22 protein-coding genes are annotated in these 21203 nt (G+C 59.9%); 12 read left to right on the top strand and 10 right to left on the bottom strand.

Annotation, left to right across the window (positions count from 1 at the left end; genetic code table 11):
• Position 1: 1 nt before the first annotated feature.
• From AC1DH9_RS00110 to AC1DH9_RS00100, 3 genes are read left to right on the top strand one after another with little or no spacing between them, the layout of a single operon-like run.
• Positions 2–1081 carry a COX15/CtaA family protein gene (locus AC1DH9_RS00110; RefSeq protein ID WP_427542121.1) on the top strand — a complete coding sequence of 360 codons (1080 nt, stop codon included), beginning with the start codon at positions 2–4 and terminating at the stop codon, positions 1079–1081.
• Positions 1069–1968 carry a heme o synthase gene (gene cyoE / locus AC1DH9_RS00105; protein ID WP_477806111.1) on the top strand — a complete coding sequence of 300 codons (900 nt, stop codon included), beginning with the start codon at positions 1069–1071 and terminating at the stop codon, positions 1966–1968. The genes AC1DH9_RS00110 and cyoE overlap by 13 nt, the downstream gene beginning before the upstream one ends.
• A complete protein-coding gene (locus AC1DH9_RS00100) occupies positions 1965–2600 on the top strand; it encodes an SCO family protein (protein WP_123427008.1) in 636 nt (211 codons plus the stop codon). Before cyoE ends, AC1DH9_RS00100 begins: the two co-directional genes overlap by 4 nt.
• Before the next feature lie 176 nt (positions 2601–2776).
• On the opposite strand, the gene AC1DH9_RS00095 is transcribed toward AC1DH9_RS00100, so the two are convergent.
• From AC1DH9_RS00095 to AC1DH9_RS00065, 7 genes are all read right to left on the bottom strand, one after another.
• Positions 2777–3550, bottom strand: a complete 774-nt coding sequence (locus tag AC1DH9_RS00095; RefSeq protein WP_427542114.1) for a MetQ/NlpA family ABC transporter substrate-binding protein — start codon at positions 3548–3550, stop codon at positions 2777–2779.
• 61 nt (positions 3551–3611) lie between these two features.
• Positions 3612–4286, bottom strand: coding sequence for a methionine ABC transporter permease (locus AC1DH9_RS00090; RefSeq protein WP_103314902.1), 675 nt, complete (start codon positions 4284–4286; stop codon positions 3612–3614).
• On the bottom strand, positions 4286–5293 hold the full coding sequence (locus AC1DH9_RS00085; RefSeq protein ID WP_427542109.1) for a methionine ABC transporter ATP-binding protein: 1008 nt from the start codon (positions 5291–5293) through the stop codon (positions 4286–4288). Before AC1DH9_RS00085 ends, AC1DH9_RS00090 begins: the two co-directional genes overlap by 1 nt.
• A 209-nt stretch (positions 5294–5502) precedes the next feature.
• Complete coding sequence (locus tag AC1DH9_RS00080) at positions 5503–6216, bottom strand: PA5502 family lipoprotein (RefSeq protein WP_427542107.1); 714 nt, start codon at positions 6214–6216, stop codon at positions 5503–5505.
• Positions 6217–6253: 37 nt separating this feature from the next.
• Positions 6254–7042 (bottom strand): zinc ABC transporter permease subunit ZnuB, encoded by a 789-nt coding sequence (gene znuB / locus AC1DH9_RS00075; RefSeq protein ID WP_054594941.1) that lies wholly within the window; start codon positions 7040–7042, stop codon positions 6254–6256.
• Complete coding sequence (znuC, locus tag AC1DH9_RS00070; RefSeq protein ID WP_145017763.1) at positions 7035–7820, bottom strand: zinc ABC transporter ATP-binding protein ZnuC; 786 nt, start codon at positions 7818–7820, stop codon at positions 7035–7037. The genes znuB and znuC overlap by 8 nt, the downstream gene beginning before the upstream one ends.
• A complete protein-coding gene (locus AC1DH9_RS00065; protein WP_427531136.1) occupies positions 7820–8302 on the bottom strand; it encodes a Fur family transcriptional regulator in 483 nt (160 codons plus the stop codon). Before AC1DH9_RS00065 ends, znuC begins: the two co-directional genes overlap by 1 nt.
• Before the next feature lie 57 nt (positions 8303–8359).
• Between AC1DH9_RS00065 and AC1DH9_RS00060 the strand changes: the two genes are divergently transcribed.
• Positions 8360–9289 carry a zinc ABC transporter substrate-binding protein gene (locus AC1DH9_RS00060; RefSeq protein ID WP_427542104.1) on the top strand — a complete coding sequence of 310 codons (930 nt, stop codon included), beginning with the start codon at positions 8360–8362 and terminating at the stop codon, positions 9287–9289.
• A gap of 104 nt (positions 9290–9393) precedes the next feature.
• Here the strand turns inward: AC1DH9_RS00060 and AC1DH9_RS00055 are convergent, their stop codons facing one another.
• A complete protein-coding gene (locus AC1DH9_RS00055) occupies positions 9394–10344 on the bottom strand; it encodes a homoserine kinase (protein WP_427542101.1) in 951 nt (316 codons plus the stop codon).
• A gap of 60 nt (positions 10345–10404) precedes the next feature.
• Entirely contained in the window at positions 10405–10695 is a 291-nt protein-coding gene (locus AC1DH9_RS00050; protein ID WP_427542098.1) for a DUF2782 domain-containing protein, read from the bottom strand.
• 74 nt (positions 10696–10769) lie between these two features.
• Here AC1DH9_RS00050 and polA point away from each other — a divergent pair, with 74 nt between their 5' ends.
• Positions 10770–13541 carry a DNA polymerase I gene (polA, locus tag AC1DH9_RS00045; RefSeq protein ID WP_427542095.1) on the top strand — a complete coding sequence of 924 codons (2772 nt, stop codon included), beginning with the start codon at positions 10770–10772 and terminating at the stop codon, positions 13539–13541.
• Between the two features lie 451 nt (positions 13542–13992).
• On the opposite strand, the gene yihA is transcribed toward polA, so the two are convergent.
• Positions 13993–14637, bottom strand: coding sequence for a ribosome biogenesis GTP-binding protein YihA/YsxC (yihA, locus tag AC1DH9_RS00040; protein ID WP_054594948.1), 645 nt, complete (start codon positions 14635–14637; stop codon positions 13993–13995).
• Between the two features lie 191 nt (positions 14638–14828).
• Here yihA and AC1DH9_RS00035 point away from each other — a divergent pair, with 191 nt between their 5' ends.
• The 7 genes from AC1DH9_RS00035 to AC1DH9_RS00005 form a co-directional block, all read left to right on the top strand.
• Positions 14829–15119, top strand: a complete 291-nt coding sequence (locus tag AC1DH9_RS00035) for a c-type cytochrome (RefSeq protein ID WP_103314907.1) — start codon at positions 14829–14831, stop codon at positions 15117–15119.
• A 46-nt stretch (positions 15120–15165) separates the two neighbouring features.
• Positions 15166–15771, top strand: a complete 606-nt coding sequence (locus AC1DH9_RS00030; RefSeq protein ID WP_054594950.1) for a c-type cytochrome — start codon at positions 15166–15168, stop codon at positions 15769–15771.
• A 199-nt stretch (positions 15772–15970) separates the two neighbouring features.
• A complete protein-coding gene (locus tag AC1DH9_RS00025) occupies positions 15971–16600 on the top strand; it encodes a thiol:disulfide interchange protein DsbA/DsbL (protein ID WP_427531149.1) in 630 nt (209 codons plus the stop codon).
• Between the two features lie 12 nt (positions 16601–16612).
• On the top strand, positions 16613–17491 hold the full coding sequence (locus AC1DH9_RS00020) for an endonuclease/exonuclease/phosphatase family protein (protein ID WP_427542091.1): 879 nt from the start codon (positions 16613–16615) through the stop codon (positions 17489–17491).
• Complete coding sequence (locus tag AC1DH9_RS00015) at positions 17488–19629, top strand: GGDEF domain-containing protein (RefSeq protein WP_427542088.1); 2142 nt, start codon at positions 17488–17490, stop codon at positions 19627–19629. Before AC1DH9_RS00020 ends, AC1DH9_RS00015 begins: the two co-directional genes overlap by 4 nt.
• A gap of 99 nt (positions 19630–19728) precedes the next feature.
• Positions 19729–20508, top strand: a complete 780-nt coding sequence (locus tag AC1DH9_RS00010; protein WP_477807627.1) for an N-acetylmuramoyl-L-alanine amidase — start codon at positions 19729–19731, stop codon at positions 20506–20508.
• A gap of 73 nt (positions 20509–20581) precedes the next feature.
• The coding region (locus AC1DH9_RS00005) for a CSS-motif domain-containing protein (RefSeq protein WP_477807626.1) at positions 20582–21203 on the top strand (622 nt) is incomplete at its 3' end.

Genomic DNA, 21203 nt, shown 5'->3' with positions numbered 1-21203 from the left:
CATGGCCAAACCTGGATTTCGCCTCGCGCTGTTTGCCACCTTGCTGGCACTGATTGTCGTCTTGCTGGGCGCCTATACCCGGCTGACCCATGCCGGCCTTGGTTGCCCGGACTGGCCGGGTTGCTACGGGTTTATCAGCGTGCCGAAGAGCGAAGCCCAACTGGCCCATGCCGAGTTGCATTTTCCAGACACGCCGGTGGTTGCGCACAAGGGCTGGAACGAGATGATTCACCGCTATTTCGCCGGCACCCTTGGCTTGTTGATTGTGTTGCTGGCGGCGCGTGCCTGGACCCATCGTCATCATCTGGACCAACCCTTGAAGTTGCCGTTGTTCTTGCTCGCGGTGGTGTTTGCCCAAGCGGCGTTTGGCATGTGGACGGTCACCCTCAAGCTCTGGCCGCAGGTGGTGACGGGACATTTGCTGGGTGGCTTTGCGACCTTGAGCCTGTTGTTTTTGCTGACGTTGCGCTTGTCCGGCGTGTTGCCGGCGCTGATCGTGCCGCGACGTCTGCAGTACTGGGCGACGGCCGGGTTGTTGCTGGTGATCGGGCAAATCGCCCTCGGCGGCTGGGTCAGTGCCAACTACGCGGCGGTGGCCTGTATCGACTTCCCGACCTGCCATGGCCAATGGTTGCCACCGGCTGATTTCGCCAACGGCTTTCACCTGACCCAACACATCGGCCCCAATTACCTCGGCGGGCAGCTCGACAGCGATGCGCGCACGGCGATTCACCTGACTCACCGCATTGGCGCTTTGCTGGTCACAGTAGTGCTGCTGGGGCTGGCCTGGCAGCTCAAGGTCGTCGGCATGACCCGACTCGCCGGGTTGGTGCTGGGGGCGTTGGCGGTGCAGATCACCCTGGGCATCAGCAATGTGCTGTTTCACCTGCCGTTGCCGGTGGCCGTTGCCCATAACGCGGGCGGCGCGGCGCTGTTGCTGACGATGGTGCTGGTCAACTATCACGCACGAACGAGCCTGGTTCGAGTCAGGCAGCAGACGCCCGGGCGTTGGCGCTTCAGCCCGCGTAAACACACGGCCGGACCGATAACAACAAAAGGAGAAATGCCATGGCGACTCTGATCGGCGAACGTCACCGCCAAGCGATCTGGCGTGACTATCTGGAGCTGACCAAGCCGAAAGTCGTGGTGTTGATGCTGATCACTTCGCTGGTCGGTATGTTCCTCGCCACGCGTGCCGGGGTGCCGTGGACGGTGCTGGTGTTTGGCAACCTGGGGATCGGCCTGTGCGCGGGCGGCGCGGCGGCGGTCAACCATGTCGTGGACCGGCGCATTGATGCGGTAATGGCGCGCACGCACAAGCGACCACTGGCCGAAGGCCGGATTTCACCGACCGCCGCACTGACCTTCGCGCTGCTGCTGGCGGTGGCCGGGCAAACCTTGCTACTGGCCTTTACCAATCCGTTGACGGCGTGGCTGACCCTCGCCTCACTGCTGGGCTATGCGGTGGTCTACACCGGTTTTCTCAAGCGGGCGACGCCGCAGAACATTGTTATCGGCGGACTGGCCGGTGCTGCGCCGCCACTGTTGGGCTGGGTCGCTGCCACCGGGCATGTCAGTGCYGAACCGCTGCTGCTGGTGCTGATTATCTTTGCCTGGACCCCGCCACACTTCTGGGCGCTGGCGATTCACCGCAAGGAGGAGTACGCCAAGGCCGATATTCCCATGCTGCCGGTGACCCACGGCGAGCATTACACCAAGATCCACATCCTGCTTTACACCTTTGCCCTGCTGGCCGTGAGCTTGATGCCCTATGTCATTCACATGAGCGGTTTGCTGTACCTGGTTTGCGCCCTGGGACTGGGCGCGAGGTTTCTGCAATGGGCCGTGGTGCTGTACCGTGGCACTCAGCCGCATGCGGCGATCAGTACCTTCAAGTACTCTATTTACTACTTGTTCCTGCTGTTTATCGCCCTGCTCGTAGACCACTACTTATTGTTGAACCTATGACCCGAACCCAGAAAACCGTCTTCATTCTTGTTGCCCTGATCGCGCTGGTCCTGGGGCTTACCGTCAACAAAGTACTGTCTGGCAAAGGCCAGGGCGATCCGACTGCGCTGATCGACGCCGGGATCATCCTGTTGCCGCAAAGCCGCAACCTGCCGGACGTGCAGATGACCAATCAGGACGGTCAACCGGTGACGGTCAACGCCTTGAAAGGCAAGTGGAGCCTGCTGTTCTTTGGTTACACCTTCTGCCCGGACATCTGCCCGACCACGCTGGCGCAACTGCGGCAGATCAAGAGCGAGTTGCCAGCGGATGCGGTCGACAAGTTGCAGATCATTCTGGTCAGCGTCGACCCGAACCGCGACACCCCCAAGCAGCTCAAGCAATACCTGGGCTACTTCGATCCGCAGTTTGTCGGCCTGACGCCGGCTTCGGTCGAAGACCTGCAGAAAGTCGCCAATGCGGTGAGCATTCCGTTCATTCCGGCGGACACCAGCAAACCCAACTACACCGTCGACCACAGCGGCAACTTGGCGGTAATCGGGCCGGACGGTACGCAGCGCGGGTTCATTCGTGCACCGTTGAACAACACGAAACTGGTGGCCCAGTTGCCGGTGATGCTCAAGCGCCAATAACACTGCAAATCCTGAGGTGGGAGCGAGCCTGCTCGCGATAGCGGACTGACATTCAAGATCGATGTCGGCAGTGATGGCCCCATCGCGAGCAGGCTCGCTCCCACAAGGTCAGTGTTTCAGGCATAAAAAAACGGGGACACAGTGATTGTGTCCCCGTTTTGTTTTACATCAGCAGATCAGAACGCCGGCAATACCGCGCCTTTGTACTTCTCCAGAATGAACGCCTTCACTTCCGGGCTGTGCAGCGCAGCAACCAGTTTCTTCATCGCGTCGCTGTCCTTGTCGTCCGCGCGGGCGACAAGGATGTTCACGTAAGGCGAGTCCTTGCCTTCGATCACCAGCGCGTCCTTGGACGGATCGAGCTTGGCTTCCAGCGCGTAGTTGGTGTTGATCAGCGCCAGGTCGACCTGGGTCAGCACGCGTGGGATGGTCGCGGCTTCCAGTTCACGGAACTTCAGGTCTTTGGTGTTCTCGGTGATGTCCTTGACGGTCGACAGGATGTTTTTCGAATCCTTCAACTTGATCAGGCCGGCCTTCTCCAGCAGCAACAGCGCACGGCCGCCGTTGGTGGCGTCGTTCGGGATCACCACGTTGGCGCCGCCTGGCAGTTCGGCAAGGGTCTTGTACTTGTTGGAGTACGCGCCCAGCGGCTCCAGGTGCACACCGGCAACGCTCACCAGGTTTGTGCCCTTGGCCTTGTTGAACTCATCGAGGTACGGCTGGTGCTGGAAGAAGTTGGCGTCCAGGCGTTTCTCGGCAACCTGTACGTTTGGCTGTACGTAGTCGGTGAACACCTTGACCTTGAGGTCGACGCCTTCTTTGGCCAGTACCGGCTTCACGAACTCGAGGATTTCCGCGTGCGGAACCGGAGTAGCAGCGACGGTCAGGGTTTCAGCGGCCTGAGCGGAGAACGCTGCAACGGCAGCGAACGCGACGAGTAGTTTTTTCATCCAGCAAACTCCTTGTGAGGCGCCCTTCCGAGCGCCTGCCAGCCGTGGCTGGCGATTGCATTTATTTTCGGGAAAAGTGCACCACCAGCTTATCGCCGACGGTTTGCAGAACCTGGACCAGCACCAGCAGCAACACCACCGTCACCACCATCACGTCAGTCTGGAAGCGTTGGTAACCGAAGCGAATCGCCAGGTCACCCAAACCACCGGCGCCAACCACACCGGCCATCGCCGTGTAGGACACCAGTGTAATCGCGGTCACCGTGATCGCTGCGAAAATGCCCGGGCGGGCTTCCGGCAGCAGCGCGTTGACGATGATCTGACGGGTCGTCGCGCCCATGGCCTGGGTCGCTTCGATGATGCCGCGATCGACTTCACGCAGGGCGGTTTCCACCAGACGTGCGAAGAACGGCGTGGCGCCCACCACCAGCGGCGGGATCGCACCGCCGACGCCCAGCGAGGTGCCGGTGATCAACACGGTGAACGGGATCATCACGATCAGCAGAATGATGAACGGCAGCGAACGCAGGATATTCACGATCAGCGACAGCAGCGCGTAAACGCCTTTGGCTTCGAGCAACTGGCGCGGGCTGCAGAGGAACAGCAACACACCCAGCGGCAGGCCGAGCAGTACGGTGAACAACAGCGAACCGCCAAGCATCAGCAAGGTGTCGCCGGTAGCCTGCCAGATTTCGAACCAGTCGATATTGGCGAAGAAACTCATCAGGGCTTCCATTAACGCAGCACCTCCATGTGGACGTCGGCTGCGGTGAAGCGGGCAAACGCCGCCTCCATGTCGCCACCGGTGACCGCCAGGGTCAATTGCCCGTAGGGGACGTCTTTGATGCGGTCGATACGACCGGCGAGGATGCTGTAGTCCACACCTGTTTCGCGGGCGACGGTGCCCAGCAACGGCGCGTAGGTTGCATCGCCCTGGAAGGTCAGGCGCACGATACGGCCCGGCACGTGAGCGAAGTCGTCGCGCTGTTCGCTTTCGTCGATCTGCTCGTCTTCCTGCACGAATCGCTTGGTGGTCGGGTGCTTGGGGTGCAAGAACACGTCGGCCACCGGACCTTGCTCGACGATCACGCCGGCATCCATCACGGCGACCTGGTCGCAGACCCGACGAATCACGTCCATTTCATGGGTGATCAGCACGATGGTCAGGTTCAGCTCGCGGTTGATCTCGGCCAACAGTTGCAGGACCGACGCGGTGGTTTGCGGGTCGAGGGCGCTGGTAGCTTCGTCACACAGCAGGATTTTTGGCTTGGTCGCCAGGGCGCGGGCGATGCCGACGCGCTGCTTCTGGCCACCGGACAGCTGTGCCGGGTACTTCTTTGCGTGGTCGGCCAGGCCGACACGCGCCAGCAACTCGGCCACTCGCAGGTCGATCTCGCTGCGCGACAGTTCACCGGCCAGGGTCAACGGCAGCGCGACGTTGTCGGCAACCGTCTTGGAGGCCAGCAGGTTGAAGTGCTGGAAGATCATCCCGACTTGCTGACGGAAGCGGCGCAGCGCATTGGCGTCCAGCGCGGTAACTTCTTCGCCATCGACGATGATCTTGCCGCCACTGGAGTTTTCCAGGCGGTTGATCAGACGCAACAGGGTACTTTTTCCCGCGCCGGAGTGACCGATCAGGCCAAACACCTGACCGTTCTCAATCGACAGATTGGTGGGGTGCAGTGCAGGAATATCCTTACCGGCGACGCGGTAAGTTTTATGGACGTTTTGAAACTCGATCACGTAGCGAACCTTGTGGGGCGCGTTAGAAAAGGGTCAGCGGTTAGCCGGGCGGGCATTTTAGCGTGTCCGTATAGAGGTTCTTAGCATTTATTTCGCATTCATCCAGTCATTTGGAAATAACGCGATAAGCCAAGAAGAACAAAAGATCGCCGCCTGCGGCAGCTCCTACACCGATCCGTAGGAGCTGTCGCAGGCGGCGATCTTCTCTTTTAAGGTTTACGTGGCGTCAGAACCATCTGTGCCGGGACATTGCGCAGAATCTGTCGCTCGATCTTCAGGTCGAAGTCGGCATCCAGCTTCTTCACCCGTTTGGTCAGCAGCGTGGCCAGCCACGGGTAATCTTCGGTGCGCGGCGCCTGAATGCTGACGTCGCACTCATAACTCACCACATCGCTGGCAATCGCATCAAGTTGCCGACGCAATTGCTTGTTATCGGCGATGTTCAGCGCAACGGTGGTGCTCTCGGCCGTTGGGTCGATGACCTTGGCGACACGCTTGGCTTCGGCGGCCTTGAGGGCGGCCTCTGCCTGGTCCAGTTCGGCCTTGCGCGCGTGGCTGATGGCGTTGTTGACGCCACCGGTCAGCGCCGGAGCTTTGGGCATCAACGCACGGGCTCGGCTCAGGGCCGTGGCGGCGGCATTCACGTCGCCTTTTTGCAAAACGATCTGGCTGCGTTGCAAGTAGGCTTCGGCGAGTTGCCGTTGGTATTGCTCCAGCGACTGATCGTTGGGTGATTCGGCCTGCAAGGCGGCCAATTGATCCTCGGCGGTGGCCAGTTCACTGCTGGCCAGGCTTTGCTCCAGCTGCGCGATCGCCGTAGCCCGTGCGTCCGGGACCTTGGGGGCCGGCGGCGTGCTTTGGCAGGCGCCAAGTAGCAGCGAAAATGCAACAAGGAGCAGATAACGGGAGGCGAACGGCTTCATTCCTGCGACTCTCTGATTGCGCAAAAAACGAGCAAGTCTACACCCCTCGACGGGGCAGGACAAAACTCAGCAGAAACAGCGCGGCGGCAGCCACCACAATCGATGGGCCAGCCGGCGTGTCCTTGAACCACGACAGCGCCAGGCCACCGCAGACCGCGAGTATACCGAGCAAACTCGCGCCCAAGGCCATCTGCTCGGGAGAGCGTGCGTGACGTTGTGCCGCAGCCGCCGGGATGATCAGCAAGGAAGTAATCAGCAGCACACCGACGATTTTCATCGCCACCGCGATCACCACCGCAATCAGCAGCATCAAGGTCATGCGCAATGCTGCTACCGGCAGGCCTTCAACCGTGGCCAATTCTTCGTGCACGGTAATCGCCAGCAAGGGGCGCCATAGCGCCACCAACAGCAGCATCACCGCCGCACTGCCGCCGAGGATCCACGCCAGATCGGTCGGGCTGATCGCCAACAAGTCACCGAACAGATAGGCCATCAGGTCGATCCGCACTTCATGCATGAAGCTTAGTACCACCAGGCCCAGAGAGAGCGTGCTCGGCGCAAGAATCCCCAACAAGGTGTCGGAGGCCAGCGGCTGGCGCTGTTGCAAGGTCACCAGCAGCACGGCCAGTAACAGGCAGCCGACGGTCACTGCGATAGTCGGACTGACATCCAGCAGAAAACCCAACGCCACGCCGAGTAACGCTGCGTGGGACAGGGTGTCGCCGAAATAGGCCATGCGCCGCCAGACCACGAACGATCCCAGCGGACCTGCGACGGCGGCCAGGGCCAGGCCTGCGAGCAGGGCGTACAACAGAAAATCAGCCATGCTTGCAGCCATCTCCATGAACGTGGGTGTGAACGGCCGGTGCCGCGCTGACGACCGAGCCATGCAAGTCGTGGGCGTGGTCGTGATGGTGGTGATAGACCGCCAGGCTCTGCGCGTTCTTGCCGAACAGCTCGACGAACGCCGGGTCGCCGCTGACCTGCTCGGGATGCCCGGAGCAGCAGACGTGGCGATTGAGGCAGACCACCTGGTCGGTGGTGCTCATCACCAGGTGCAGATCGTGGGAAACCATCAACACCCCGCAACCGTGGCGGTCGCGCAGGCGGGTGATCAGGCTATAGAGCTCGGCTTGTCCGGCCACATCGACGCCTTGCACCGGCTCGTCGAGTACCAGTAGTTCGGGCTCGCGCAACAGGGCGCGGGCCAGTAATACGCGCTGCATTTCACCGCCGGAAACGCTCTGCACCGGGCTGTCGATCACCTGTTCGGCACCGACTTCCTTGAGCGCTGCCAAGGCGCGCGCACGATCCACGCCCGGCACCAGGCGCAAGAAGCGCAGTACCGAGAGCGGCAAGGTCGGGTCAACGTGCAGTTTCTGCGGCATGTAGCCGACCCGCAGTTTCGGCTTGCGCCAGACGCTGCCGCTGTCGGGCTTGAGCAGGCCAAGTACGGCGCGGACCAGCGTGGTCTTGCCGGCGCCGTTGGGGCCGATCAGGGTGACGATCTGCCTCGGCTCGACGCTCAGTTCGATGTTGTCCAGCACGCTTTGCCCGGCGAAGGTCACCGCAACCTGATTGAGGCGGATTAACGCAGTGCTCATCAAGCCCCCTGGCAACCCGAGCAGAGACCGATCACTTCGACAGTCTGGCCTTCGACCACGAACCCGACTTCGCCGGCGCTGTGGATGATGGTGTCGCTGATGGATTTTTGCTCGAGTTCGATGGCCGCGTGGCATTCGCGGCAAATCAGGAACTGGCCCTGGTGGGCGTGCCCCGGATGATTGCAGCCAACGAAGGCGTTGAGCGAGGAAATGCGGTGGACCAGGCCGTTATCCAGCAGGAAATCCAGCGCGCGATACACCGTCGGCGGCGCGGCGCGGCGGCCATCCTGCTCGCTGAGTACCGCCAGAATGTCGTAGGCGCCCAGCGGCTTGTGGCTTTGCCAGACCAGTTCCAGCACCCGCCGACGCAGCGCGGTCAGACGCAAGCCTTGGCGTGCGCAAATGACATCGGCCTCGGACAATGCACTGTGCACGCAGTGAGAGTGGTCGTGGGGACGGCTGGCTAGCGGTGTTTTAGGCATGAGCGGCGACGAGTTTTGTGAGAGACGTTATTATGTTACCCGTTCTCGCCTACTTGAGTGGTCATCGTGCCCAGACTTTTTGCCATTTTTGTCACATTTACTGCCGGTTTTTTTGCGATCAGCGCCGCTCATGCCGAAGTGAGCGTACTGACCAGCATCAAGCCGCTGCAGCTGATTGCTGCTGCGGTGCAGGATGGCGTCGGGGTTCCCGAGGTCTTGCTGCCGCCGGGTGCATCGCCGCATAACTACGCCTTGCGTCCATCCGACGTACGGAAGGTGCAGTCGGTGGACTTGCTCTACTGGATCGGCCCGGACATGGAAGGTTTCCTTCCGCGCGTGCTCAAAGGCCGTAGCCTGCCGTCGGTTGCCGTGCAGGAGCTGCCGGGTTTGAAACTGCGGCGTTTTGCCGAAGACAGCCACTCCCATGCGGAAGACGCCGATGAGCACGATCACGACCACCGCCCTGGTAGTCTCGATGCTCACCTCTGGTTGTCGCCGGTCAATGCGCGAGTGATCGCGGCAAAAATCGCCACCGACCTCAGTGCTGCGGATCCTGCCAATGCGCCGCGCTATCAGAGCAACCTCAAGGCCTTCGATGAGCGCCTGGACGCGCTGGATCTGCGTTTGAAAGCACGCTTGGCCGGTATCGCGGGCAAGCCCTACTTCGTGTTCCATGAAGCGTTCGATTATTTCGAAGACGCCTACGGCCTCAAGCACACCGGCGTGTTCAGCGTGGCCGCTGAAGTGCAGCCAGGTGCCCAGCACGTTGCAGCGATGCGCTCGCGCTTGCAGGAAGTCGGCAAGACCTGCGTGTTCAGCGAACCACCGTTGCGCCCACGCCTGGCCGAAACGCTGGTGGCCGGTTTGCCGGTGAAACTGGCGGAACTGGATGCGTTGGGCGGTTACACGCCGGCAACGGCTCGCGGCTATGAGCAGGTGCTGGAGAAGTTGGGGAATGATTTGGCGGGTTGCCTGGAGTCGCTTTAACGCCGGGATATCCGGCGCCTCGATCGCGAGCAAACGGAACGCCGCCCGGCTGCTCCCACAGGATTTTCGCTGTCCATGTGGGAGTGAGCCTGCTCGCGATGCTTTTAAAGGGCGAACGGTAACGGCGTGCTGACGTGCTGACGCTGGGCCAGGCGCTGCTGAAACTCCATCGGATCGTGAATCAGCACGTCCTGCCCGGCAAAGGACTCGGCGGCGATCAAGCGTGACAGCCAGAACCGCACGCAGGCTACCCGCAGCATGGTCGGCCACAGCTCCGCCTCGGCGGCGGTAAATGGGCGCAACGCGGCATAAGCCCCGAGCAATGCCCTCGCCCGCGGGCCGTCAATCAAGCCGTCTTCGTCCGAGCACCAGTCATTCAGGGCAATCGCCACGTCGTAGAGCATCGGGCCGGAGCAGGCGTTGTAGAAGTCGATCAGCCCGGTCAGGTGCGTGCCTTCGAACATCGCGTTGTCGCGGAACAGGTCGGCGTGGATGTTGGCCCGAGGCAGCGCCAGGATTTTAATCTTCTGCTCAGTGATTTCGTTCAAGGCGCGTTGCAGCAGATTGCTTTGCGCGGCATTCAGGTGCGACAGCAGTTGCGTGCCTTCTTCGAGCATCCAGTCGAGGCCGCGATCGGTCTTGCGCTTGATCATGTGATCTTTGGTGGCCAGGTGCAGGTGCCCCAGCAATTCGCCAACTTGCGCGCAATGCTGTGCGTTGGCTTCCTTGATGTGCTTGCCGGCCAGCCGTGGCTGCAACAGTGCGGGCTTGCCGGCCAGTTCGCGCAGGGCGATGCCGTCGGTGGTACGCAATGCATAGGGCACCGGCAAGTTGGCGTCGTGCAGCACGTCGAGCAGTTCGATGAAGAATGGCATCTCCTGCACGGGGCCGCGCTCAACCAGGGTCAGGACAAACTCCCCCTGCTCCAGGCTGATGAAGAAGTTGGTGTTTTCGCTACCCGCGGCAATCCCCTGGAAATCAAGCAGGCGGCCGAGCCCATAAGGGGCGAGAAAGGTTTCCAGCTCGGGCCGAGCCAGGGGGGTGAACACAGACATGGTTAAAAACTGCTCAGTTCGGGCGCCGCGGTTGAGCCAGCGCCGATTAAAGTTAAGAAACTACTTCCAGGTAAAAATTTCCCACGACGGAATCAGCATATTCGGCTGATCCGAGCGGATATAGTTTGCCTCCGTTCCGTCCGCACGTATCAGAAAGTACGGTTTTCCGCCCTTCGGTGTGACCTTGATCGCGTACACGAAGCCGTTCTGGCGGTACTCCTGAATGACTTTGTCGCCTTCTGTGTGGATGGTGACTTCCGGTTCTGGCGTCGGTGCATCATCGGCTGCCATGACGGCCAGGGGAGTGAGTGCAAAGAAGCCAGCCAGTAACAAGCGATTGAGTGAGCGCATGATAACCTTGTCCCTTTGTCGTCAACGGTCCCGCTATTCTAGCGCCGGACCCGCCGAAAAGGTTGATCCTGCTCATGAGCCAAGCCCCCCTCGTCCTGGTGGACGGTTCTTCTTACCTGTACCGCGCCTTTCACGCGCTGCCGCCGTTGACCACGTCCAAAGGCCTGCCGACCGGCGCGGTCAAGGGCGTGCTGAACATGCTCAAGAGTCTGCGCAAGCAGTACCCGAACAGTCCGTTTGCCGTCGTATTCGATGCCAAGGGTGGGACATTTCGCGATGACCTGTACGCCGAATACAAAGCCAATCGCCCAAGCATGCCCGACGACATGCGTGTGCAGATCGAGCCATTGCACGCGAGCGTGATCGCCCTGGGCTTTCCGTTGCTGTGCGTCGACGGCGTTGAGGCCGATGACGTGATTGGCACGCTGGCCCGCAGCAGCGCAGCCGCTGACCGTCCGGTGGTGATCTCCACTGGCGACAAGGACATGGCGCAGTTGGTCGATGGGCACATTACCTTGGTCAATACCATGACCGGTAGCGCGATGGACGTGGCTGGCGTGAAGGAGAAATTCGGCGTCGCTCCCGAGCAGATCATCGATTACCTGGCGCTGATGGGTGATTCCTCCGACAACATTCCAGGCGTGCCGGGCATTGGCCCGAAGACGGCGTCCGGCCTGCTGGTGGGTGTGAACGGCGGCCTGACCGAGCTCTATGCGCACCTCGATATCGTCCCGACGTTGCCGATTCGTGGTGCCAAAACGCTGCCGGCCAAGCTTGAAGAGCACAAGGAGATGGCGTTCCTCTCCTATCAACTGGCGACCATCAAGGTCGACGTGCCGCTGGACATTGGTCTGGACGACTTGCACCTGCGTGAGCCGGACCGTGAAAAGCTCGCCGAGCTCTATACCCTGCTCGAGTTCAAGAGCTGGTTCGAGGAAGTTCAGCGTGATGCCAAGCGAGCGGGCCAGGAAGTGGTCGCGGCGGTTGAAGAAGCCGTGGCCGGTGACGATGGGCCCCAGTACACCACGGTCCTCACCCAGGCAGATTTCGATGTCTGGCTRAAGAAGCTGCAAAACGCCAAGCTGTTCGCCTTCGACACCGAAACCACGGGCATCGACGCGCAGCAAGCACAACTTGTCGGGCTGTCGTTCGCTGTGCAGGCCAACGAAGCGGCCTACATTCCACTGACCCATTCCTACATGGGCGTGCCGGATCAACTGGATCGCGACACGGTGTTGCGCGCGCTGAAACCGATTCTGGAAGACCCGAGCAAACTCAAAGTCGGCCAGCACGCCAAGTTCGACATGAACATCCTGGCCAACTGCGCCATCGGTGGTGATCAGAGCTGCGGCATCATGGTGCAAGGCATCGCCTTCGACACCATGCTCGAGTCCTACGTGCTGGATTCGACCGCGACCCGTCACGACATGGACAGCCTGGCGCTCAAATATTTGGGCTACACCACTACCAGCTTCCAGGACATCGCGGGCAAGGGTGTCAAGCAACTGACCTTCGACCAGATCTCGCTGGAGCTGGCCGGGCCATACGCCGCCGAAGATGCCGACGTGACGCTGCGTCTGCATCAGACCCTGCATGAAAAACTCGACGCCATTCCGAGCCTGAGCAAAGTCCTCAGCGAAATCGAGATGCCGCTGGTGCCAGTGTTGGCGCGTATCGAGCGCCAGGGCGCGTTGGTCGACGCCAACCTGCTGGGCATCCAGAGCGTTGAACTGGGCGACAAGCTGGTCGCGCTGGAGCGTGAGGCGTTCGCCATTGCCGGTGAGGAGTTCAACCTCGGTTCGCCTAAGCAATTGGGCGTGATCCTCTACGAAAAACTCGGGCTGCCGATTCTCAGCAAAACTGCCAAGGGCCAGGCTTCGACCGCCGAAGCGGTGCTGGCGGAACTGGCCGAGCAGGACTACCCGTTGCCCAAGGTGCTGATGCAGTACCGTTCCTTGAGCAAGCTGAAAAGCACCTACACCGACCGTCTGCCCGAGCAGATCAACCCGCGCACCGGACGTATTCATACGTCCTACCATCAAGCGGTGGCAGCGACCGGTCGCTTGTCTTCCAGTGATCCAAACCTGCAGAACATTCCGATTCGTACCGCCGAAGGTCGACGGATTCGTCAGGCGTTCATTGCCCCCAAAGGCTACAAGCTGTTGGCGGCGGACTATTCGCAGATCGAACTGCGGATCATGGCCCACCTGGCCAAGGACGAAGGGCTGTTGCACGCGTTCCGCAATGATCTGGACGTGCACAAAGCCACCGCCGCGGAGGTGTTCGGGGTTGAATTGGCGGACGTCACCACCGATCAGCGGCGCAGCGCCAAGGCGATCAACTTCGGCCTGATCTATGGCATGAGCTCGTTTGGCCTGGCCAAGCAGATTGGCGTCGACCGTAAACAGTCCCAAGCTTATATAGACCGTTATTTTGCCCGCTATCCGGGTGTGCTCGAGTACATGGAGCGCACCCGCGCTCAGGCGGCTGAGCAGGGTTTTGTCGAAACCATATTCGGTCGTCGCTTGTACCTGCCGGACATCAACGCGAAAAATCCGGCCCTGCGCAAAGGCGCCGAGCGCACGGCGATCAACGCGCCGATGCAAGGCACTGCGGCGGATATCATCAAGAAGGCCATGGTGGCGGTGGATAACTGGCTGATGACCTCAGGCCTGGACGCCAAAGTGATTCTGCAGGTGCACGATGAATTGGTGCTTGAGGTTCGCGAAGACCTGGTCGACCAGGTTCGCGAAGAAATTCGCGTCCATATGAGCAGCGCAGCGACCCTGGATGTGCCGCTTTTGGTGGAAGTCGGCGTTGGAAATAACTGGGATGAAGCGCACTAAGCCGGTGTGAGGCGCTTTTTCGGGGATGGCGCCGCGGTGTAGTGTCGCGGCAGTCATTGGCTAAGGGTTATTAGTTCGAAAAAATCTGTGGGTTATTCCCAATAGGTTTTGAAATTAACCGGAACTAAATCCGTGAACCGCCACTCAGAGTTACTGAATGGGTGGTGAAGCCCTTCGATGCTCCTATGTTGTGTTAAGTGTTGGCAGATATCTGGACCCCGCCCTAGCGGTCCGGAACTTAGACCCCGAATTACTCTCTCCCCATACGTAATTCGGGGTTTTTTTTGCCAAAAAACTGGCTGTGGAACGGCCATGCTGCGTTAAAAACACGGCTCGAAATGCTCATTTAGGTCCCTAAAGTCGAGCGCGACCCCGGCCGTTTCGAGCCGTGTTTTTGCCTTGCCTGACCGTCCCACAGACAGTTTTCCGTATCTCGGATATCCCCAAAAGCTTATTGAGCTTCTGTCTCGGTGCCCTTGTCGGCCAGTTCCATCCAGTTCGCCAATACCGTGTAGGCATCTTCGAGGCCCAGGCGTTTTGGTGCCGAGAACAGCTGGATTGTCACGGTTTCGCCCCAGCCTTTACGGATTTCTGCCTGGACTTTGAGCAAGGTGTTCTTCGCTGCGCCGTAGGTCAGTTTGTCGGCCTTGGTCAGCAGAATGTGCATCGGCATGCCGCTGGCCACGGCCCAGTCGAGCATCAGCAGGTCGAAGTCGGTCATTGGATGACGGATGTCCATCATCAGAATCAAGCCCTTCAGACTCTCGCGGCTGCCCAGATAGGCTTCCAGGTGGCGCTGCCAGTGTTGCTTCAGAGGGATGGGTACTTTCGCGTAACCGTAACCCGGCAGGTCGACCAGACGGCGTTCATCGTCTAGCTTGAAGAAGTTCAAGAGTTGTGTGCGACCTGGCGTTTTCGAGGTGCGAGCCAGGCTGGCGTGAGTCAACGTGTTCAGGGCGCTGGATTTGCCAGCGTTGGAACGCCCGGCGAAGGCCACTTCAAAGCCTTCGTCGTCAGGACATTGGTCGACTTTGGCGGCGCTGAGCATGAAGGTGGACTGTTGGCACAGACCGAGGATGGGGTTCTTGAGTTGCATGGGATTTCCGATGTGGGCGGTGCCGAGATTGGTCGCAAAGAGCAGCGTCGTTTCCGTTTCAATGACGCCAGTATATAATGCCGCAGATTTTGTGTGCGCTTTGTCCCAGCGTAGGATGAGGTTCACGAGAGCGATTGACCTTGATTGCGCATTAGAACGCAGCACGCTCTCAACCCTGAAAAGGTCGTTTTATGACGAAATGGCTGCTAGCTGCCGGTGTCTTGATGCCGCTTTACAGCGCTCAGGCTACACAGGATCCGGAAGCTGTGTACAACCGTGTTTGTGGAGCCTGTCATTCCGGCCAACTCCCAACGGCGCCTCAAAAGGGCGATAAGGAAGCTTGGGCGCCAAGACTGGCGCAAGGTATGGAGACGCTGGTGCAACACGTGACCCAGGGTTTCAAGGCGATGCCGCCGCGTGGTTTGTGCATGGACTGCAGTGCCGAGGATTACCGAGCAATCATCCAGTGGATGAACGAGTGATCCCGGTCCATAACTCTTTAACCCTTAGCCGTAGTTGGATTAGCTGATGAACAAATTGATCGTGAGTCTGCTGTTGACCCTGGGGATCTCCGGCATAGCCCATGCTGCAGGCGATGCGACTGCTGGTCAGGCGAAAGCCGCAGTATGTGGCGCCTGTCATGGCCCGGATGGTAATAGCATGGCGCCAAACTTTCCAAAACTGGCGGGTCAGGGTGAGCGTTACCTGAACAAGCAACTGCACGACATCAAGTCGGGCAAGCGCACCGTTCTGGAGATGACCGGCCTGCTGACCAACCTGAGCGATCAGGACCTGGCTGACCTTGCTGCCTACTTCTCCAGCCAGAAAGGCAGCGTCGGCGCAGCAGATCCTAAAGTCGTGGCTCACGGTGAAGAGTTGTTCCGTGGCGGCAAACTGGACCAGGGCATGCCATCTTGCACCGGTTGCCACTCGCCTAATGGTGCGGGTAACGCCGCTGCTGCCTTCCCGCATCTGGGCGGCCAGCACGCTCAATACATCGCCAAGCAGTTGACTGATTTCCGTGAGGGTAACCGTACCAACGACGGCGACACGAAAATCATGCAGAGCATTGCTGCAAAATTGAGCAACAAGGACATCGAAGCGGTGTCCAGCTACATTCAGGGCCTGCACTAAGGCTTGTGAGCGGGCGCTGCGCAGGGTGCTGATCTCGCGCAATGTTAACGCTCGATTAATCCTTCGATGCAAACATAAAAAGGGTGGCTTTGGCCGCCCTTTTTTGTGGCCGCTGCCGTTACACTAGAGCACTAATGCCCGCCAAGATCTGCCAGAAAACAGGTCGCGCGAGGCGACCCAATTTGTTCAGGAGTAAAGCATGCGTAATCTGATTCTCAGCGCCGCACTCGTCACTGCCAGCCTGTTTGGTATGACCGCCCAAGCTGCCGAACCGCTTGAAGCCGGTAAACAATATGTCGAATTGGGCAGCGCCGTTCCGGTGGCTGTGCCTGGCAAGATCGAAGTCGTGGAACTGTTCTGGTATGGCTGCCCGCACTGCTATGCATTCGAGCCGACCATCAATCCCTGGGTTGAAAAACTGCCTGCCGACGTGAACTTCGTGCGTATTCCGGCCATGTTCGGCGGTATCTGGAACGTTCACGGTCAGCTGTACATCACCCTGGAAGCGATGGGTGTGGAACACAAGGTTCACAAAGCTGTCTTCGAAGCGATCCACGGTGGCAAGAAGCTCGCTACCCCGGAAGAGATGGCTGAGTTCCTGGCCGGCGAAGGCGTCGACAAGGAGAAGTTCCTGAGCACCTACAACTCGTTTGCCGTCAAAGGCAAAGTTGAAGAAGCCAAGAAAAAGGCTCAGGCCTATCAGATCTCTGGCGTACCGACCATGGTCGTGAACGGAAAATACCGCTTCGATCTGGGCACTGCCGGCGGTCCTGAAGGCACCTTGAGCGTAGCCGATCAGCTGATCGCCAAGGAGCGCGCCGCTAAGTAAGCGGCGCCCACCATGCGCCGCTGGGGTACTGAACGTCTCGTTGGTCTGCATGATCCGCAGGTCAACGAGCATCATCTGGAGTCCTCGGGCTTGCCCGCAGACAGCCGTCTGCGTTTGCTCAGTTTCAACATCCAGGTCGGCATCAGTACCGAGCGTTATCGGCATTACCTGACCCGTAGCTGGCAGCATTTGCTACCGCACACCGGGCGAGCGGATAACCTGCAGAAAATCGGCAATCTGCTGGGCGACTACGATCTGGTCGCTTTGCAGGAGGCCGATGGCGGCAGCCTGCGGTCGGGCTACGTCAATCAAGTCGAACACCTGGCCCAGCTCGGCGCCTTCCCCTACTGGTATCAACAACTCAATCGCAACCTGGGTCGCCTCGCCCAGCACAGCAATGGCGTGCTCAGTCGATTGCGCCCATGGGCGATTGAAGATCATCCGCTGCCCGGGCCCAAGGGCCGTGGTGCGATTCTTGTGCGGTTTGGCGAAGGGCCGGATGCGCTGGTGGTCGTGATGATGCACCTCGCGCTGGGGGCGCGCGTGCGAACGATGCAGTTGGCCTACATTCGCGAATTGATCGGCGACTACAAGCATCAGGTGCTGATGGGCGACATGAACACCCACGCCAGTGACCTGCTGCAAACTTCTCCTCTGCGAGATCTGGGTCTGCTCGCGCCGCAAGTCGGAGCGACTTTCCCCAGCTGGCGCCCGCAACGCTGTCTTGACCATATTCTGCTCAGCCCTACGCTGACCCTCGAGCGGGTCGAAGTGCTGGCGCAACCGATTTCCGATCACCTGCCCGTCGCGGTAGAGATTCGTCTGCCGAGTTCGCTCACGGTCGATGCATTGCCCGCGTTGAGTCCTGCCCTTCGCGGAACCCCTGAATGAGCGACGAAGCACAGCGCTGGAAAGAGAAATACCTCAAAAGTATCGAACAGCAGGAAAAGCTCGAGCGTCGCTGGGATGCCCGCCTCGACTTGCTGCGTCGCGGTTTGGTGCGCAGTACGCTGGCCGCCGAGGGCACCGACCGTGCGGTTGACCAGTGCATGAAGGAAATGCGCGAAGTCATTCGCACCAACGATATGGATGCAGGGCTGGCGGCATTGCTGCCGCGCCTGGAAAAAGCGGTGCTCGACTCCGAGCAGCGGCGCGAGACCCGGGTCAATCAAGTCAGCGCGGCGTTGACCGCCCTGGTCAGTCAGCTCCAGGCCTTGCCGTTGCCGCGCGAGGTCAGTCGTCCGCTCAAGACATTTGCCAAGAAGCTCGACGGACGGGTCGGCCAGGCACGTGAAATTCCCCTGCTGCTCGGAGAACTCAGCGGTCTGCAAGGTCAGGCGCTGAGCCTGCTGGACAACCCTGCCGAGCCAAGCCGCCCGGGTTTGCTGCAACGTTTGTTTGGTGGCAGAGACTCGGATACTCAGGCTTCAGAGGCCGGAGTGCTGCAACACGAAGCGCCTGCTTCGAGTCCTGTTGAGCAAGTGTCGGCACCTGTCGCGGAGGCGACGCCTGAGCGGGTGCATGAATCTACAGCACCGTTGCCGATCCGGGCTAATACACCCGCTGTGCAGGAAGTCCCGGCACCCGCCGTGCAAGTGCCGCCCCCGGTGATTGCAGACTCGGTGCCGGTGGCAGCGCAACCGCCGGAAGAAGCAAAGCCATCACCTGAGGTGGTGGCTTTTGTTCCCCCAGTGCTGGCCATCGAAGCTACGCGTACCAAAACGCTGGTAGCAGAACAGGATCTACCGGATGTGGATACGCCGGAAGCACCGCAAATATTCCCGGCACCCGACCCGGTGCCAGCTACTGATTCAATGGCGATCAATCCTGACGAGCTGACGTCCAACGTCCCTCGAGAGGGGAATGACACTTCGCCGTTAATCGATGGCGTTCCTCCCGCGATGGCAGAAGTTTTGGCTGCTCCGGACCCGGAGCAACCTGAGCAGGATGTTCTTTACGCACTGCCCGACTCGCCGGAGCCGTCTTACAGTTCGGTGGCTAAACACATCGAGAGCACGCTGCTGGGACTGCTGGACGATTTGTCGCTGCCCGAGCGCCACCGGCCGCAAGCCGAGGCGATGCGCGACCGGCTGCAGAATGGTTTGAATTGGTACGAACTGCTGCCGATCCTCGATGATCTGGCAGTTTTGATGCTGGCAATTACCGACAGTGGTCAGCATGAGTTCGAGGTTTACCTCAAGCAACTCAATGAGCGATTGGAGTCCTTCCAAAGCAACCTGCAAGCCGCCAGCGAGGGTCATGCCGACAACCGTTCCGCTGCGCGGGAGATGGACACGCAGATCCGTGAGCAGGTCGATGGCTTGCAGAGCAGCATGCAGGACGCCGCGGATCTGGAGGGCCTCAAGCATGTGCTGGAGAACCATCTGGAAGGGTTGCTCGGCACCATGGATCAGCACCAGAAACAGCGCGACGAGCGTGAGCAGGAAGTTGCGGCACGCCTGCAAGGTTTGGCCGAGCGAGTCGCGAGCATGGAGCAGGAGGCTCAGGGTTACCGAGAGCACCTTGAAGAGCAGCGTCAGAAAGCCCTGGTCGATCCGCTGACCGGTTTACCGAACCGGGCAGCCTGGAGCGAGCGTCTGGAGCATGAGATTGCGCAGTGGCAGCAACACGGCAACTCGCTGTTGCTGGCAATGCTCGATCTCGACCACTTCAAGCGTATCAACGATAACTACGGTCACCTGGCCGGCGACAAAGTGCTGAAGATCATTGCCAGCGTGCTGCGCAAGCGCCTGCGCGGTACGGACTTCATTGCCCGTTTCGGTGGTGAGGAGTTTGTCTTGTTGGTGCCCAACACCTCTTTGGCAGTCGGCGCCAAGTTGGCAGAAACCCTGCGCGCGGCCATCGAAGCCTGCCCGTTTCACTTCAAGGGTGAGCGCGTGACGATCACGGTTTCCATGGGAATGACGACGTTCAAAGCGGGAGAACACAGCGATCTTGTGCTGAAAAGAGCCGATCAGGCGCTTTACCGGGCAAAAAATGCTGGCCGAAACCGAGTGGAGCTAAGCTGACGATAAGTGATCCATCGGGTTAAATGCCAGGCTTTGCCGGTCCAGAAGAAGGCGGTACGTTACACTGTTGCATTACTATCTCAGCGTATTGTCCAGATCATGAAATYGATTCCTCTGCTTTTGGTACTTCTGGTCCTGGCGGGTTGCGCCAGCGGTCCTCGAATCGACACCCGCCATCCTTCGGTGAATTTCGACAATCGCGTGCAGTTTATCGTGGTGCATTACACCACTGCCTCGCAGGAGCGTTCGTTGGCATTGTTGACCCATGGCGAGGTCAGCAGCCATTACCTGGTGGGCGATGACAAGAGCGCCACTATTTTCAAACTGGTGGATGAAAGCCGTCGGGCCTGGCATGCCGGGGAAAGCGAGTGGCAGGGCCGGACCTGGCTGAATTCAAGCTCGATCGGCATCGAAATCGTCAATCCGGGGTTTCGCGATACGCCTACCGGGCGCGTCTGGTATCCCTACAGCGAGGCGCAGGTTCAGTCTTTGATCTTCCTGATCAGGGACATCAGCAAGCGCAACAACATCAGCCCGCGAAACATCATTGGCCACAGCGATATCGCGCCGCTGCGCAAGCTGGATCCGGGTCCGTTGTTCCCATGGAAGCGTCTGGCCGACGAAGGGTTGGTGGTCTGGCCCGATGCCCAGGCTGTAGCGCGTCAGCAAGCGTTATTCGAGGCACAACTGCCGAGCATCACCTGGTTTCAGGAAGAGCTCGCGCGTCTGGGCTATACAACGCCGCAGACTGGTGAGCTGGATGTGGCCACCCGGCATGTGCTGGCAGCTTTCCAGATGCACTATCGACCTTCACGGTTTGACGGTACGCCAGACGCGCAAAGCGCCGCGATCCTGCAAGTGCTCAACCAGACAAAATAATGACGCCCGCCCGACGGTCAGGGCTATTTTCTGATCAGTAGCTATAACTCATTGGTAATCCTTCGGATATTCAATGATGGCAGCCGCTAGCGAGACCCTGCGCAGCTGGTTCTATCGCCCTTGGTTTTTGGCGATGCTAGCGGCTGCGCTGAGTGCGGCTTTGCTCTTGGCCGGTAGCCTTGGCGTGGCACTGCGGCAGGTCCAGCAACGTGAAAGCGAACAGATGAACGCTCAGGGCGAGCGATTTCTGGAGCGGCTGGAGCAACTGTTCGGTCAACTGCGCGAAGGCCTGGATGACCTGGAAGCGCAGTCGTTGCGTAGCTGCGACACGGACATGATCGCGACCTTGCAGCAGGTCAGTTTCAATTACCGCTTCGTATATGAAGCGGCCTATATCGATAGCACGCAATTTTGTTCGAGCCGACCGCGGCAGGATGGGCTTTCGGTAATCCGACCACCGGACATCAAAGGACCGACCTACAGTTATTGGCTCAACACCTCGACCGAGCCCGATGAAGACCGTGCAGCGCTGATGTTGGGGCGCGGAAACTTTCGTGTAGCGACTTCACGCGGTCATTTGACCGACATGGTTGATCTGACGCCCGGCAGCAGCCTGTTGGTAGTGGCCGATCATGGCGCTCGAGCGATCCCGGTACTCGGCACGCCACAAGCCTGGCCACTCAGCGACCCTTGGT

It is taken from the genome of Pseudomonas sp. 05T35 (genome assembly GCF_056396605.1).
This window is presented reverse-complemented; position numbering and strand designations above follow the sequence as displayed.

Coding starts and splice junctions, on each gene's coding strand:
- AC1DH9_RS00110 (WP_427542121.1), top strand. CDS start 2: ATGGCCAAACCTGGATTTCGCCTCGCGCTGTTTGCCACCTTGCTGGCA.
- AC1DH9_RS00100 (WP_123427008.1), top strand. CDS start 1,965: ATGACCCGAACCCAGAAAACCGTCTTCATTCTTGTTGCCCTGATCGCG.
- AC1DH9_RS00095 (WP_427542114.1), bottom strand. CDS start 3,550: ATGAAAAAACTACTCGTCGCGTTCGCTGCCGTTGCAGCGTTCTCCGCT.
- AC1DH9_RS00090 (WP_103314902.1), bottom strand. CDS start 4,286: ATGGAAGCCCTGATGAGTTTCTTCGCCAATATCGACTGGTTCGAAATC.
- AC1DH9_RS00080 (WP_427542107.1), bottom strand. CDS start 6,216: ATGAAGCCGTTCGCCTCCCGTTATCTGCTCCTTGTTGCATTTTCGCTG.
- znuB (WP_054594941.1), bottom strand. CDS start 7,042: ATGGCTGATTTTCTGTTGTACGCCCTGCTCGCAGGCCTGGCCCTGGCC.
- znuC (WP_145017763.1), bottom strand. CDS start 7,820: ATGAGCACTGCGTTAATCCGCCTCAATCAGGTTGCGGTGACCTTCGCC.
- AC1DH9_RS00065 (WP_427531136.1), bottom strand. CDS start 8,302: ATGCCTAAAACACCGCTAGCCAGCCGTCCCCACGACCACTCTCACTGC.
- AC1DH9_RS00055 (WP_427542101.1), bottom strand. CDS start 10,344: ATGTCTGTGTTCACCCCCCTGGCTCGGCCCGAGCTGGAAACCTTTCTC.
- AC1DH9_RS00050 (WP_427542098.1), bottom strand. CDS start 10,695: ATGCGCTCACTCAATCGCTTGTTACTGGCTGGCTTCTTTGCACTCACT.
- yihA (WP_054594948.1), bottom strand. CDS start 14,637: ATGCAACTCAAGAACCCCATCCTCGGTCTGTGCCAACAGTCCACCTTC.
- AC1DH9_RS00035 (WP_103314907.1), top strand. CDS start 14,829: ATGACGAAATGGCTGCTAGCTGCCGGTGTCTTGATGCCGCTTTACAGC.
- AC1DH9_RS00030 (WP_054594950.1), top strand. CDS start 15,166: ATGAACAAATTGATCGTGAGTCTGCTGTTGACCCTGGGGATCTCCGGC.
- AC1DH9_RS00025 (WP_427531149.1), top strand. CDS start 15,971: ATGCGTAATCTGATTCTCAGCGCCGCACTCGTCACTGCCAGCCTGTTT.
- AC1DH9_RS00020 (WP_427542091.1), top strand. CDS start 16,613: ATGCGCCGCTGGGGTACTGAACGTCTCGTTGGTCTGCATGATCCGCAG.
- AC1DH9_RS00015 (WP_427542088.1), top strand. CDS start 17,488: ATGAGCGACGAAGCACAGCGCTGGAAAGAGAAATACCTCAAAAGTATC.